Below are 15,549 nucleotides of genomic sequence, written 5' to 3' on the forward strand. Positions count from 1 at the left end.
TGGAAGGATTACATAACACAATAGATGAAGTTTTAAAAACAAAAAATGATGTAACAATAAAATAAGCGGTCGTAACCTTGTATAATCCATAAGGTTACGACCGCTTATAATGTTTGTATTATTTTTGATTTTTACGATAGAACATGGTTCAACGTAAAGTACATTCTTTTGTTTTACACTTTCATACAGACACAATTCAGGTGGATTATAGATGTATGAAAAGGTAAAAGGAATTTTGGGGCGTAATCTATCTATATGATAATTCAAAATGAAATATAAGTCTATATTTTAATGTTTTTTTTGATTATATTTATGTCACTGAGCTCAGAACAATGATGTGGAGGGTAAATATATGAAATCGAATTATGTACCAGTTTTAATTGTTGGAGGGGGATTATCTGGGTTAGCGTCTGCGTTATTTCTTGCAAAACATAACATTGAGTACTTACTTATTGAAAGGCATCCGTCTACTGCCATTCATCCGAAAGCAGGTGGTCTTACTTTACGTACAATGGAGTTATTTCGAGAATTAGGCTTGGAACAAAGAATTAAATTGGCAGGTAAAGCATTAGAGAACTGCCGAGGAAGAATAGCGGTTCATACAATAGCTGAAGCGAATAAAGAAGAATTGGAACAAATGAGAGCGACGCAATACAGAAACGATGAAGAGTTACTTCAAAAAATAGAAAAGATTAGTCCATCAAAACAAACTGCATGTTATCAAATTATTTTAGAAGAAATGATGTTACAAGAAGCAAAAACGCTAGGCGGGCAACTATCTTTTTATCATGAATTAGTTTCATTTGAACAAAGTGAAAACGGGGTAAAAGCAAAGCTTCGAAATCGTGAAACAGACAAAGAAAGTGTCATACATTGTGACTATGTAATTGCAGCGGATGGAGCGAAAAGTAAAATACGTGAGCAGTTAGGGATTAAAACTGAGGGTCGTGGAACCATTGGTGGCTATTATATGAATATTTATTTTGAAGCTGATTTAAGAGAGTTTATACAAGGAGACGCATTCGGTTTTTCGATGGTACTTCATCCGGAGGTTCTTGGTGCACTTATCCCGGTTGATAACGTAAAAAAATGGATTTATCATGTAGCCTACGATCCATTAAAAGGAGAGGGGCTAGAGGACTTCACTATAGAACGTTGTAAACAAATTATTCAAATAGCAATTGGAAGTACAAATGTTGAATCAGAAATATTAAGTGTTTTACCGTGGGAAGCGGCCGAAAGTACAGCGGTGAAATTTCAAGAAAATCGAACCTTTTTAGTTGGAGATTCAGCACATATTATGCCGCCAACAGGAGGGTTTGGTTCAAATACAGGAATACAAGATGCACATAACTTAGCTTGGAAATTAGCGGCTGTTATAAAAGGGAAGGCAAAACCAAAATTGTTAGAAACATATCATGAGGAGAGACACTCTGTTGCAAAATTAACGACAGCTTATGCAAGTAGTTTACTGTTTCGTGCTGCGAATAGAGAGGAAGGCAGTTTGAATAATATGGATGGTTTAGCTGTTACAGTTGGATATCAGTATTGTTCAGAGGCGATTATAGATAATTCAGTCACTCCACATAGAATGGATAGCATAGAGTTGAACGGAAGACCTGGAACGCGAGCGCCACATTTATGGGGAACGTATGAAGGGAAGAAAGTTTCTACATTAGACTTATTCGGTAACAGTTTTGTATTACTTACAGGAGTAGAAAATAGTTCTTGGGCTGAGGCAGCACATACTGTTTCAGCTAAATTAGGAATAAATATAAAAGGGTATCGTGTTGGCTTAAGTGGAGACTTTATTGCTTCAGAAGATATTTTTAGCAAATTATATGGTATAGAGAATGGAGGTGCTGTATTAATTAGACCAGATGGCTTTATCGGATGGCGTTCGGAAAAAACGGTAGTAAATCCAGATATAGTATTGGAAGGGGTAATGAGAAATTTATTATGTGATTTTTAAGTAACTACAGAAATATTGTTTTATGTGCTTCACTGTACTGAAAAAAATATTCACAAATTTCAATAGGTTTGATATGATTAAATTCGACAAGTTAATAGAGGCCGGAGATATTTGAGAAAAGCCATAAATTTATTTAGGGACACAGGAGTGTATTCTAAATAATTTATGGCTTTTTTATTGAATGAACCGTACAAAATAGGGAGTTACATGTGAAAAGGAGGGCTATAGAAATTAAATAGGATAATACTAGTTTTCTATATTAATAATATAGAAAACATTTGTAAGATTGGAATTTTAATATAGGTTTATAAAAATAATGAAAGTGTGTCTTCTGTTTCGTGTAAATCTCATTAGCTTGTTGAAATTTGCAACGTAGGAAGGGTTAGAAGAATGAGAAAGATTATTAGCGTTTTAGTTATTTTCTTTATGACTGGAAGTATCTTTGCTGGGGGAGCTGTTCATGCGAAAGCAGAAGGAAAGCATGAATGGAATACGAATAAGTTTTTAAATATTGCACATCGCGGAGCAAGTGGACATGCACCTGAGCATACTTTTGCTTCTTATGATTTAGTGAAAAAAATGAAAGCGGATTATTTAGAGTTAGATATTCAATTAACAAAGGATGGCCAATTAATTGCAATGCATGATACAGCAGTTGATCGCACTACAAATGGAACAGGCGAAGTACGCGATAAAACGTTAAGCGAAATAAAGAATTTAGATGCTGGATCATGGTTTAATAAAGCGTATCCAGAAAAGGCTAAGCAAGAGTATGTTGGGCAAAAGGTTCCAACTCTTGAAGAAATCTTCCAAAAGTATGGAAGAAGTATGAAGTATTATATTGAAACAAAATCACCAGATGTGTATCCAGGAATGGAAGAAAAATTGTTGGCGTTGTTACAAAAATATAATTTAGTAGGCCAAAACATGTCTTCTAGCCGTGTTATGATTCAATCATTTAGTAAAGATAGTTTGAAAAAGATTCATAGTATGAATGAAAATATTCCGTTAGTTCAATTGCTTTGGTATTATCCAAATGAAAACAATGAAATTGTTGAATGGTCTGGCATTACACATGAACCGAAAAGTGTAACAAATGATGATTTTCAAGAAATTAAAAAGTATGCAGCTGGTATTGGACCAAACTTATGTAATGATAATGGAGAACTAATTATTGATGAGTCATATATGAAAATGGCTAGGAAAAATGGACTATTAATTCACCCTTATACAATTAATGAGAAATCAGATATGAGACTGTTAATCAAATGGGGTGTTACAGGAATGTTTACAAATTATCCGGATCGATTACATAGTGTATTGAAGGAAAAATAAGTGGAAAAGGGTATACCAGTGTTTTAGGTATACCCTTTTTAATTTAACTCTCCGATAAACAGAATCTTTTTTTCATAGCATTCATCTGCATCATAAATAATTTCTTGAAAGTGAAGCGTTTTGAAGGAATGACAAACTGACATTTCCCATGTCTCCCAAAAATCAATTTCATTTGAAAGAAGAATCCATTTTTGAAATTCACTATCTCTATTAAAGAAATTGTGAAAGTAGTCCTCATTTTTAAATATAATGATTTGCGAATCCCACAAATTATTTATAGAAATCAAAACAACAACTCGATATGTATGTGTATCGCTAGGTTTTATATTTATTAAATGATTTGCTTGATTTAATAAGGTTTGAATACATAACCGTTTTACTTTTCTAGGTGTTTTACGAGAGTCAATAAAAGCTTGCGAAACTGGCAATAGCATATTCCAATATTCATCGTTATAGAAAGTAGAAGGGAACGTTTTTGTATGTTCCTCAATTCGCTTTATCATAGTGTTTGTTTTTCGTTTCATACCACGTATTTTCTTTTCACGCATTGTGAGTCATCTCCATAAATTTTTGTAATGCAGCAGAGTGATATATATCTTTTCTAGTAATAAAAGTAGTAGGAACTTTTTTGAAGCTATTTGGTAAAGGGTTGAATGATACATCATGTTGATGACCATTTAAAATAGACTTCATCATAATTGCTATGCCCATACCTGATTTTACACATGCGAGTATCGCTTCAATTGTTCCAAACTCAAATACTCGCTTAGGTGAAATTCCTTCTTCTTGAAGCCAATCTTCTAATAAATTTCTATAATAGCACCCGTGACTAAATGCAAGTAAATTCATGTCTCCTATGTCTTTAAAGGAAGATAAAGGCTTTTTGCTAATGAGAACTAATTCTTCTTCACGAAATATATTTGTATGAAGCTCAGTATGCTGAGTAGAGCCAGCTATAAACGCTCCGTCCAGTTTTCGTTCTAGTACAAGCCTAATCAATTGTTCCGTCGTATTTGATTCTAAAATCAATTCAACTTTTGGGTATTTCTCATAATAGGCCGTTAATATAGATGGAAGTCTTACAGCGGTTGTAGATTCTGTACATCCAATTTTTAAAGTGCCTCTTGGTTCGATTCCATTACTTTGAACTGCTTTAACAGATTGATCCATTAAGTAGATAATTTGTTTGGCGTATGTTAATAAAATCTCACCGTTAGAAGTTAAAGTTACACCTTTTCCGTTTCGGTAAAATAAAGGCACACCTAATTCGTTTTCTAGTTGTTTCATACGCATTGTTACGCCAGACTGTACATAGTTTAAATTTTTAGCTGCGTGAGATATGTTTTTTTCTTTCGTAACTTCGTAAAATACAGTTAAATCTTTTATATCCAAGTATCATCCCTCCAGAAAAGGTATCATTTTTTTTGATGGATTACATGATAAATCTTTATTTTATATGATATCAGAACTTTCGTACAATGGAAGGGGATGGAGGGATTATTGTGTTAATGGAAGAAAGGATAAATAGTACTTATAAGTGGGTTATGTTAATTTTTGCGACGGTTGCTCAAACAACAGCGACACTTATAACGTATGGTGTTGGAGCGTTTGCTTTATTTTGGAAAGAAGAATATACACTTACGAATACGGAGATTGGATTGTTAGTAAGTGTTGTAAATATAGGACCGCTATTTTGTATGCTTTTTGTCGGGCGGCTACTTGATCAATACAATGAAAAGTTGTTAATTTCGATAAGTTCATTTTTACTAGGAGGTTCGTTTTTACTGACTAATATGGTCAATGGATTTAATGGGTTACTCTTTGTACTTTTATTAGTAGGAACGTTTTATAGTGTTTCGCAGCCAGGAGGAAGTAAGGTGATAATGAAGTGGTTCCGAAAAGAGAATCGCGGGTTAGCGATGGGGATTAGACAAGCCGGTATACCGATTGGTGGTACATTAGCGGGAGTATTGATCCCGTTTCTTACAATAAAATATAATATGGCCTATGCGGTAAATAGTATTGCATGTATTTGTATAATTGGAGGGTTTTTATTTTTTATATTTTATAAGGAACCATATATTCAAGAGAAAGTTAAACAAGAACGTAGTAAACTTTCTTTTTGGATGCAGTTAAAAGAAGTGATATGTAAAAAAGAGTTATATGCAATTTATATAACTGGCATTTGTATGATTTCATTGCAAATGGTGTTAGTTGCGCACTTTATAAAATTTTTAGTATTGGAACAATCAATCACGCCAATTTTAGCTGGAAAAGTATTTTCCGTTATGTTCTTTTCTGGAATGGTTGGTAGGGTTATATTAGCAGCTACTAGTGATTTATTTTATAAGGGGAATAGGCGTACCCTCTTATTTATAACTGTTTGTATTTCTATTTTCTTCATTCTAATATTAGTAATGAGCATACATACAATAACGAATGTATTGTATGGTGTAAGTGCATTGTTAGGGTTCTTTGCAATTGGATGGTTTAGCCTTTTCATAACTGAAGTTGCGGAATCAGCAAGTGAAGAATCGGTAGGGATGACAGTGAGTTTTGCACTTACATTAAATCAAATTGCCATTATTGCTGCGCCTGCTTTATTTGGTTATATTGTAGATAAGAAGGGATATACGTATGCGTGGTTATGCATAGTTGTATTACTAACTATTTCAGCGGTTAGCTTATATAGGAAGGATAGAAAATGAAGGAATGTTAGCAATGTAAATTTTTTATGAAGAAAGTCTAAAGAAATGTTGAATGAGCGACATTTCTTTTTTTATTTGTTGTATAATCAAAATGTAAATGAGATTCGTTTTCAATTTCGTTCATTACCTCTTTTGAAATTACCTGTAATTTTAGCCATAATTAGCTGTTTTTCTTTATCGTTATTTGCATGATTTATTTTATTTAAAAATTTTTCAGCATCATTTCCTTTTAATATCATAATCTGTTTTCCGTAATATTCAATTAATGCCATGTTATTTTTTGTTATCCGATAATGAAACATCTTGTCATCTAAACGATTGCGTTTATCGGTGTTTTTCATATTACATCTCCATTCTTTTTAGTATGTAACAAATGTTACAAAAGAATTTGAAATTATAGTGTAATGCATCCGATTGTATGTTGGAAATTTTGCAAGAAAGAAATACAATAGAGAGTAGTCAAAATTGAAAATGAGAAAAAGGAATCTAGTTTTAACAGAGTGAATATTAAATAATATTATAATATACTTGATAATTAAAAGATATAAAATAGAATGGGTATACGTTAAGTGAAACTAGATAAAAGAGGGTTCCTAGTATGTTAAAGAAATGGTTAATCGTTTTCTTTATTTTTGCAGTTTTTTGTGGAAGTATTGTTACACTAATACATGAAAATAAAGGAAAAAAATATGATGCAAAGGCATTTTCTAATGTAAATAGTAAGCAAAAAGATGTTAAGCAGGAAATTGATGCGAATGAGAAAAAGCGTTATGAAATTGCAGCTGGAAAACTAGATCAGTACTTAAAAGATAAAGGATTTAATGGGAGTGTTCTTGTAGCAAGTAAAGGTCATGTAATTTTACGAAAAGGCTACGGTTATGCGAACGTGAAAGATCAAGTATTAACAACGCCAAGAACGAAATATCGCATTGGTTCTATTACGAAAACAGTTGTTGCAATATCTATTATGCAACTAAAAGAAAAAGGGAAGTTGAACATTGAAGACAATGTAAATAAATATATCCCATCGTTTCCGGCAGATAAAAACATTACGTTACGAAACTTGTTAACACATACGTCTGGATTACCAGAACAGGGACAAGGTAGTGTTGACGCAGCATCACGGTTAAAATTAGTAACGTGGATTGGGGCACAAACGTTACAATTTCCAGCAGGGACAGGATGGAAATATACAGATTATAATTATATGGTGCTTGCATATATTGTAGAAAAAATATCGAATAAACCACTTGCTGAATATGTGAAAGAAAATATTTTGACTCCCGTTGAAATGAATGAATCTGGAATGGGCGCAACACTTCCAGAAGATATTTTCTTAGCAGAAGGGTATACGAAAAAAGATAATAAGTTAATAGCCACGCCGCGCTTAAAAATGAACTGGCTGTATGGTTGTGGTGAAATGTATACGACTGTTGAAGATATGAAAAAATTAGATGAAGCTATTATGGATGGTAAACTACTTTCTAAACAAAGTGTATCAGATATGTTTTCTGCATCACCTGCAAGAAAATATGGATTTAGTTTCTATATTTACCCAGATTATTATCATAACCACGGTGTATTAGCTGGCTGGAACACTTTTAATAATTTTAACTGGGATAAACGAACGTTTGTCATATTATTTTCTAACGTCCAAAATGGTATGAATGACGCATTTAATCAAGAATTTAGGAAAATGGCGAATGATTTAATAGAAGGAAAGGGAATATAAAAAAGAGCCCCTAGAGGCTCTTTTTTATAGGGTTGAAAACTCCTCAACAAGTTGAGTGAATTGTTTCAATGCACTTTCAATCGGTTCTGGCGTTGTTAAATCGACGCCAGCTTTTTTCAATAAGTTTAATGGGTAGTCTGAACTTCCACCTTTAAGGAATTCAATATAATTTTTCTGAGCATTCGGATCACCGCTTAATAGTTTATCAGCGATTTGAATGGCAGATGCAAATCCAGTTGCATATTTGTATACGTAAAACGGGCGATAGAAATGAGGGATTCTAGCCCATCCGTATTTTACTTCTTCATCAAATACAAGTGAATCACCGTTATATTCTTTAAATAGCTTTTCATAAATTTCACTGAATACTTGTGCATTTAATGGTTTACCTTGTTCAGCCATTTCATGTGTGATTTTTTCAAATTCTGCAAACATAATTTGTGTAAAGAAAGTACCTTTAAATTTCTCAATAAAATGGTTAACTAAATGGTTACGTACGTTCGTTTCTTTTGCTTCTTTTAATAAATAGTGAATTAATAACACTTCATTTACTGTTGAAGCGACTTCTGCGACAAAGATAGAATAATGTGCAGAAATTCTTGGTTGGTATCCATGTGAATAGTGCGTATGCATACCGTGTCCGCATTCATGAGTAAGAGTGAACAGGCTGTTTAAATCATCGTGATGATTTAAAAGAATGAAAGGGTGAACACCATATACACCAAAGTTATAAGCACCAGAACGTTTTCCTGGTGTTTCTCTTACGTCTATATATCGTTTATCTTTAAAACTTTTTAATGTCTCAATATATTCTTCTCCTAAAGGAGCTAGTGATGCAATCATAATGTCAAATGCTTCACTATATGGGATGTCTTGTTTTGCACCTTCTACTAAATCGACGCCTAAGTCGTATTGTCTTAGTTCATCTACGTTTAATTTTTCTTTTCGAATTTCATTGTATGTATGTAATGTTTGAATGTTTTTTTTCGTTGTATCAATAAGGTTTTCATATACTTCTTTCGGAACCATATCGCCAAATAATGATTTCTCTAGCGCTGATGGATAGTTTCTTAGCTTCGAAACGGTAACATTATTTTTAATAGCAGCGGATAAAGTAGATGCGATGGAATTCTTTAACTGAACATATGGTTTGTAATATGCTTTATAAGCTTCTTTACGCTTTTCACGATTCGTATCTTCTATTAACTTTGCATACATTCCGCGTGTTAAGTTCACTTTTTCTCCATCGTCAGTCGTCACTTCACCAAATAATATATCTGCATTGTTTAACATACCAAATGTGTGCTGTGGAGAAGAAAGAGCTTCACCCATCTGTGATAAAATTGTTTCTTGGTCCTTATTCAATACGTGTTTTTTATAACGATATAATTCAAATAAGTCTTCTTTATAATATTGTAAGCCTTCTGTTTCTTCTATGTAAGAATGTAATGTGCTTTCGTCTATGCTAAGTAAGAAGGGGGAAAAGAAAGATTTAGCTGCACTTACTTTCACGTGTAATTGTGATACTTTATCGACAAGAGATTGCGCGTCAGTATCGCGTGTATCAAGGTCAGATTGTAATCGTGCATAAGCGAACATTAAAGATATTATGCTAGAAATTTCTTCACTCTTCGTTAAATAAGCTAATAAACTATTGCCATCGTGAATATTGCCATTAAACTCGTGTAATTCCTTCGTTAATACTTCAATTTTATGAAAATCACTTTCCCAATCTTCAATTGTATGGTAAATGTCTGTTAAATCCCATTTTTCTATATCAGCTACTTGTAATCGATCTTTAAGTTCTGTCATAATCATTTCCTTTCTAAACATGTAGTTATATTTCTATATAACTATGAAATACAACAAATTGCAAAAAATCCCTGCTGAAAATTGAAAAGCCTTGCTAAAATAACAAGGCTTACATACTTATAGTGTAATTCCGAATTTTGAATGTAAAAGGTTTGTAAATTGCATGTCTGTAACGGTTTCTTTCGTTTTTTTACCATTTTTCGCTACTGTAAGGCTATCTTTCGTTAAAGAGGCATGCCCATCTTCAGTTAGTTTTACAATAAGAGGTAGTTTATTAAAGGGTGACCCTTCATGTTCAACGATAATTTTTTGTGCTGTATTTGCTTTTTCTTCATCCACTTCTTCTATATAAAATGCATATCCTAACGTCCAATCATCAGCAGAAGATTGATCCAAGAACTCATTGTTTTTCCGCATCTCTAAAATGTAGTTTCCCTTTTCGGTCATTTCTTTACGAATACGATAATCTCCTGTAACAGAGTGAATGACTTCACCTGAGAAAGGGACAGGGGCAAGAGGTAAGTATGATCCGAATCCTACTTCAATTAAATAAAGTTCATTATGATGTGTTAAAACGGTTGCGATATGGCCAGAATCAACAGCCCATATGGAGTTTGCAGCGTTATAAACTGTTCCTGAAACGAGATGAACATCGAATCCAGAATCTTTCAGGAAGTAATATATAGAAGGATTGAGTTCATAACAAAGACCGCCACGGTTATTTACTAAAATTTTCTCTTTCAAATTTTCTTTTGATATTTCTTTAAAATTCTTTTCGAGAATATTTAAGTTTTCAAAAGGAACAGTTTGTGCCATTGCGTACATAATGTTAGATAAATCTTCAAATGAAACTGTGTCTTTTTCTTCTATATGTAATCGTGCGAAAAATTGTTTTTGAAAGTCTGTCATCGAAATCCCTCCGTTATGCTTTTATAGGTAAATTGTAAACAATCTTGAATAGGATGTGAAATTAAAACTACGTTGAATATTTGAAATTAGATTAAAAATAATATGGGAGAGTGAGAGATTGCTACTTTACTAACGGTGGGACGAATATTATAATAATTCTGATAAACTATGCAAACGCTTTCTTGGAAGGGGATGGTGTACAGATGTTTAAAAGAATAACAATAGTCGGATTGTCAGTTGTTATGTTTTTACCTAGTATATATGAGGGGAGTAAGGCATATGCAGACACAGTTAACAATGGAACGTTAATGCAATATTTTGAGTGGTATGCTCCGAATGATGGGAATCATTGGAATCGTTTGCGTACTGATGTTGAAAATTTAGCGGAAAAAGGAATTACATCTGTTTGGATACCACCTGCATATAAAGGAACTACGCAAAATGACGTAGGATATGGAGCATATGATTTATATGATCTGGGGGAATTCAATCAAAAGGGCACAGTGCGGACGAAATATGGGACGAAAGCACAATTGAAATCTGCAATTGACGCTTTACATAAGAAAAACATCGATGTATACGGTGATGTAGTTATGAATCATAAAGGTGGGGCTGATTATACAGAAACTGTAACAGCAGTTGAGGTAGACCCGAACAATCGAAATAATGAAGTATCAGGTGATTATGAAATTAGTGCGTGGACGGGATTTAACTTTCCAGGGCGTGGAGATTCTTATTCTAATTTCAAATGGAAATGGTATCATTTTGATGGAACGGATTGGGATGAAGGAAGGAAATTAAACCGAATTTATAAATTTAGGGGCATAGGTAAAGCATGGGACTGGGAAGTGTCTAGCGAGAATGGGAATTATGATTATTTGATGTATGCGGATCTTGATTTTGATCATCCAGATGTTGCGAATGAAATGAAAAAATGGGGAACGTGGTATGCGAATGAATTAAATTTAGATGGTTTTCGTTTAGATGCTGTTAAACATATTGATCATGAATATTTGCGCGATTGGGTAAATCACGTTAGACAGCAAACGGGGAAAGAAATGTTTACAGTAGCTGAATATTGGCAAAATGATATCCAGACTTTAAATAATTATTTAGCGAAGGTCAATTATAATCAATCTGTGTTCGATGCACCACTTCATTATAATTTTCACTATGCTTCAACAGGAAATGGGAATTATGATATGAGAAATATTTTAAAAGGAACGGTAGTTGCGAATCATCCTACACTTGCGGTTACTCTAGTTGAAAATCATGATTCACAGCCTGGTCAGTCATTGGAATCTGTAGTGAGCCCTTGGTTCAAACCGTTGGCATATGCATTTATTTTAACGCGTGCAGAGGGATATCCTTCTGTTTTCTATGGTGATTACTATGGTACAAAAGGAAATAGTAACTATGAAATTCCAGCGTTAAAGGACAAAATTGATCCGATTTTGACGGCACGAAAAAACTTTGCATATGGTACGCAACGTGATTATTTTGATCATCCAGATGTGATTGGCTGGACAAGAGAAGGTGATAGTGTACATGCTAATTCTGGTTTAGCAACATTAATCTCTGATGGACCAGGAGGGGCGAAGTGGATGGATGTTGGAAAGAATAACGCAGGGGAAGTATGGTACGATATTACGGGTAATCAAACAAATACTGTAACAATTAATAAGGACGGATGGGGGCAGTTCCAAGTAAGTGGAGGATCAGTTTCCATATATGTTCAACAATAATTTGGTGATGAAAAAGAAGAGGTAGACTGAAATATAAGTTTTCCTCTTCTTTTTATATTGTGCATATTTATCCCGCTATTTGTGGGAAGCCCGATTGGTGAGGGCTTATTAAAGTTTCACTTTATTTTTCATAAATCTTTATTGTAATAAAAGAGCTAGTCGACCTTTATAACAACAAGAGAGGCATTGGAATATATAATGTCACCCGTGGCTTCTCTTATTCGTACTCGAAGAACATCCCCTTGATTTAAAGGTAGTAAATCAGTTCTGGCGGATGTAGCTCTCACCCCAGAAGCACCACCAACTCGCGTTTCAATTGCGAATTGAATGGAATCGTTTATTGTAAGATTTAATATACTAGACGATATAGCTTGTATTACAAATACAATTGAAAAGGATACAGAGTACACGCCAGTGGTATCAATTGTAATAGAATTATTTAATGGATTTAGGGTAGTTCCACTAGCAGGTCCTGGAATGGTAAAATTAATATTTGTATTAACTACTGCTGAAAAACCGATTCCTACTTCAGAAGTTATTGTTCCAAATATGGGGAGAATCCCCAAACCGGTTGCGCCAGTAGGACCAGTTATTCCGATTCCGGTAGGGCCTGTAACCCCAGTAGGACCAGTTATTCCGATTCCGGTAGGACCTGTAACCCCGGTAGGACCAGTTATTCCAATTCCGGTAAAACCTGTCGCGCCGGTAGGTCCTGTGATTCCAGTAGGTCCGGTGGGGAATGTAAATGGTGGAATTGATGGTAGTGTGGGACCGATTAAATTTGGTTCCAGAGCAGGTCCGTGTAAAATACTATACTCTTCATTCATATAGTAAACCTCCTATCATTGCTTGTCATAATTATTAAATGTATTTGGGGAAGTAAATGACATTCGCAATAGCGGAGGCGCTTCTTATAATTTCTCTTCAGCGAATATAGACCTAATTTAAGCAATATTGAAATTTATAGTTACGTACTACTAAAGTATGACACCTTTACTTCTCACGTAACATATAGTATGATGATTTCAATAAATTAGATTTCAATGACTATAATATAAATTAATGAGAGGTGCTTTTTGTGAGTGCGGTAGGTATTAAATAGGAAAAATTTAATGAAATAAATCGGATAAGACCAGGGGATTTTTATGTACATCATACCCCTAATTTTGTCATGCATTTATTTCAAAACCTATGAAGATACCTACAATACTTTATAAAGCGTGTAATAAGGGACTGCCATCTATTTTTTATGGCTTATTTCCTCATACGTTATTACACATGCCTTGTAAATGTAAAAGCTGCGGTATCCCCGCAGCTTTTTTGTATATGTTTTTATTGTATAATTATGGAATTTTATATATGACTCATTGGAATCTAATGAGTAGGTATCTTCATTTATGATAAAAATCAATCATAGTGAGGAGAAACAAAATGAATACGATGACTTTTGAAAAGTTACAATATAACGAATTAAAGGATATAGTGAAATCTTATTGTGTAAGTGGATTAGGTAAGGAATTATTAAACAAATTAGAGCCGAGTACGAGTATAAAAGTAGTGAGAAATCGGCTGAATGAAACGACAGAAGCACGAGCTATATTAGATGCAGAAGGGCATGTTCCTTTCTTCGGCATTTCTAATATTGCTAGTACAATTCAAAAATTAGAAAAAGGTATGATTTTAGATCCAGAAGAATTAGTGAGTGTTTCAGACTTTTTACGTGGATGTAGAAAGATTAAAAAGTTTATGTTAGATAAAGAATTTTTTGCACCAGTATTAGCTTCTTATGCAAATTCAATGACTGAATATAAAAGTATTGAAGAGGAAATTAACTTTTCAATTAAAGGAAATAGTATTGATGCAGCTGCAAGTAAAGAGTTAAAACGAATTCGAAATAATATCGATTCTGTAGATGGGAAAATAAAAGAACGTTTAACGAAGTTTTTAAATAGTAGTGCAAATAAGAAATTCATTCAGGAATTCTTTATTAGTAAAAAGGATGACCGTTATACGATTCCAATTAAATCTTCCTATAAAAACCAAGTTGCCGGAAGTATTATTGAAGCCTCGGCAAAAGGTTCTACTGTATTTATAGAACCGCATACGGTTACGAAATTGAATGCAGAACTAGCAGGTTTGAAAGCAGAAGAAGCGGTTGAAGAATATCAAATTTTAGCGACTTTATCAGGGATGGTATTAGAAAATATTTATAGTATAAAGATTAACATGGAGCTAATTAGTCAGTATGATATGGTATTTGCGAAAGCGAAGTTTAGTAAATCGATTGATGGAATAGAACCGAAGTTAAATGATCATGGCTACATTCATTTAGTGAATTGTAAGCATCCGCTTTTAACAGGGCAAGTTGTACCCTTGAATTTTAAAATTGGTCAAGAGTATCGTAGTTTAATTATTACAGGGCCGAATGCGGGCGGAAAGACAATTGTGTTAAAAACGATTGGATTGTTAACATTAGCTACAATGTCAGGTCTTCATATTGCAGGAGATAAAGGGACAGAAATCGCTATTTTTGAAAATGTATTTGTAGATATTGGTGATAATCAAAGTATCGAAAACGCACTAAGTACATTTTCATCTCATATGAAAAATCTTTCTGAGATTATGAGGATGTCAAATAATAATACGTTACTTTTATTTGATGAAATAGGGAGCGGTACAGAGCCAAATGAAGGTGCAGCACTTGCAATTTCTATTTTAGAAGAGTTGTACTTTGCGGGATGTATTACCGTTGCGAGTACGCATTACGGAGAAATTAAACGATTCTCAGAAATGCATGATGACTTTATGAATGCAGCGATGCAGTTTAATAGTGAAACGTTAGAGCCGCTTTATAAATTAGTTATCGGAAAATCAGGAGAAAGTAATGCACTTTGGATTGCGAATAAAATGAACGTAAAAGAACATGTACTGAAAAGGGCGAAAGAGTACATGGGAAATAAAGAGTACGCTTTAGAAAAAGTGAATGAAAGTAAAATTAGAAAACCGAAATTCGTACAAGAAAAAAGAGAATCTCATTATGAGTACAAAATAGGCGATCGTGTTAATTTATTGGATCATGATGATTTTGGTATCATCTATAAGGAAAAAGATAATTTTTATAACGTTGTTGTATATTATAACGGTGAATTCGTTGAAGTAAATGTAAAACGTATTACTTTAGAAGTAGCAGCGAAGGAGTTATATCCAGAAGGATACGATTTAAATACACTATTTGTTGATTATAAAGAAAGAAAAATGCAACACGATATTGAGCGCGGATCGAAAAAAGCACTGCGTAAAATTCAAAAAGAAATAAGAAAGAATAGAGGATAAGTT

General features: G+C 33.6%; 12 protein-coding genes. 6 read left to right on the forward strand and 6 right to left on the reverse strand.

The features are described from left to right. Window positions 1–352: 352 nt before the first annotated feature. Both ACS2QP_RS23820 and ACS2QP_RS23825 read left to right on the forward strand, forming a co-directional pair. Window positions 353–1,972, forward strand: coding sequence for an FAD-dependent oxidoreductase (locus tag ACS2QP_RS23820; protein ID WP_438882932.1), 1,620 nt, complete (start codon window positions 353–355; stop codon window positions 1,970–1,972). A 390-nt stretch (window positions 1,973–2,362) separates the two neighbouring features. Further along, entirely contained in the window at window positions 2,363–3,307 is a 945-nt protein-coding gene (locus ACS2QP_RS23825) for a glycerophosphodiester phosphodiesterase (RefSeq protein ID WP_438882933.1), read from the forward strand. 38 nt (window positions 3,308–3,345) lie between these two features. Here ACS2QP_RS23825 and ACS2QP_RS23830 read toward each other — a convergent pair whose 3' ends face one another. Then, complete coding sequence (locus ACS2QP_RS23830) at window positions 3,346–3,855, reverse strand: DUF3916 domain-containing protein (protein WP_438882934.1); 510 nt, start codon at window positions 3,853–3,855, stop codon at window positions 3,346–3,348. Continuing rightward, window positions 3,848–4,699, reverse strand: a complete 852-nt coding sequence (locus ACS2QP_RS23835) for a LysR family transcriptional regulator (RefSeq protein WP_088351100.1) — start codon at window positions 4,697–4,699, stop codon at window positions 3,848–3,850. Before ACS2QP_RS23835 ends, ACS2QP_RS23830 begins: the two co-directional genes overlap by 8 nt. Before the next feature lie 86 nt (window positions 4,700–4,785). On the opposite strand from ACS2QP_RS23835, the gene ACS2QP_RS23840 reads away from it, so the two are divergent. Then, window positions 4,786–6,015, forward strand: coding sequence for an MFS transporter (locus tag ACS2QP_RS23840; RefSeq protein WP_438882935.1), 1,230 nt, complete (start codon window positions 4,786–4,788; stop codon window positions 6,013–6,015). 110 nt (window positions 6,016–6,125) lie between these two features. Here the strand turns inward: ACS2QP_RS23840 and ACS2QP_RS23845 are convergent, their stop codons facing one another. Then, window positions 6,126–6,356 (reverse strand): hypothetical protein, encoded by a 231-nt coding sequence (locus tag ACS2QP_RS23845; protein ID WP_086396415.1) that lies wholly within the window; start codon window positions 6,354–6,356, stop codon window positions 6,126–6,128. 257 nt (window positions 6,357–6,613) lie between these two features. Here ACS2QP_RS23845 and ACS2QP_RS23850 point away from each other — a divergent pair, with 257 nt between their 5' ends. Further along, window positions 6,614–7,747 carry a serine hydrolase domain-containing protein gene (locus tag ACS2QP_RS23850; RefSeq protein ID WP_326262922.1) on the forward strand — a complete coding sequence of 378 codons (1,134 nt, stop codon included), beginning with the start codon at window positions 6,614–6,616 and terminating at the stop codon, window positions 7,745–7,747. 24 nt (window positions 7,748–7,771) lie between these two features. Here ACS2QP_RS23850 and pepF read toward each other — a convergent pair whose 3' ends face one another. Further along, complete coding sequence (pepF, locus tag ACS2QP_RS23855; protein WP_257115596.1) at window positions 7,772–9,559, reverse strand: oligoendopeptidase F; 1,788 nt, start codon at window positions 9,557–9,559, stop codon at window positions 7,772–7,774. A gap of 117 nt (window positions 9,560–9,676) precedes the next feature. Then, window positions 9,677–10,468, reverse strand: coding sequence for an arylamine N-acetyltransferase family protein (locus ACS2QP_RS23860; protein ID WP_061457538.1), 792 nt, complete (start codon window positions 10,466–10,468; stop codon window positions 9,677–9,679). A 203-nt stretch (window positions 10,469–10,671) separates the two neighbouring features. Between ACS2QP_RS23860 and amyS the strand changes: the two genes are divergently transcribed. Then, a complete protein-coding gene (gene amyS, locus ACS2QP_RS23865) occupies window positions 10,672–12,213 on the forward strand; it encodes an alpha-amylase (RefSeq protein ID WP_017673131.1) in 1,542 nt (513 codons plus the stop codon). 155 nt (window positions 12,214–12,368) lie between these two features. On the opposite strand, the gene betA is transcribed toward amyS, so the two are convergent. Then, window positions 12,369–13,040 (reverse strand): collagen-like exosporium glycoprotein BetA, encoded by a 672-nt coding sequence (gene betA, locus ACS2QP_RS23870; protein ID WP_001001591.1) that lies wholly within the window; start codon window positions 13,038–13,040, stop codon window positions 12,369–12,371. A 604-nt stretch (window positions 13,041–13,644) separates the two neighbouring features. On the opposite strand from betA, the gene ACS2QP_RS23875 reads away from it, so the two are divergent. Next, window positions 13,645–15,546 (forward strand): endonuclease MutS2, encoded by a 1,902-nt coding sequence (locus ACS2QP_RS23875; protein ID WP_001095187.1) that lies wholly within the window; start codon window positions 13,645–13,647, stop codon window positions 15,544–15,546. Window positions 15,547–15,549 lie beyond the last annotated feature (3 nt).

The organism is Bacillus cereus group sp. Bce019 (assembly GCF_051781745.1).
Lineage (GTDB): Bacteria > Bacillota > Bacilli > Bacillales > Bacillaceae_G > Bacillus_A > Bacillus_A cereus.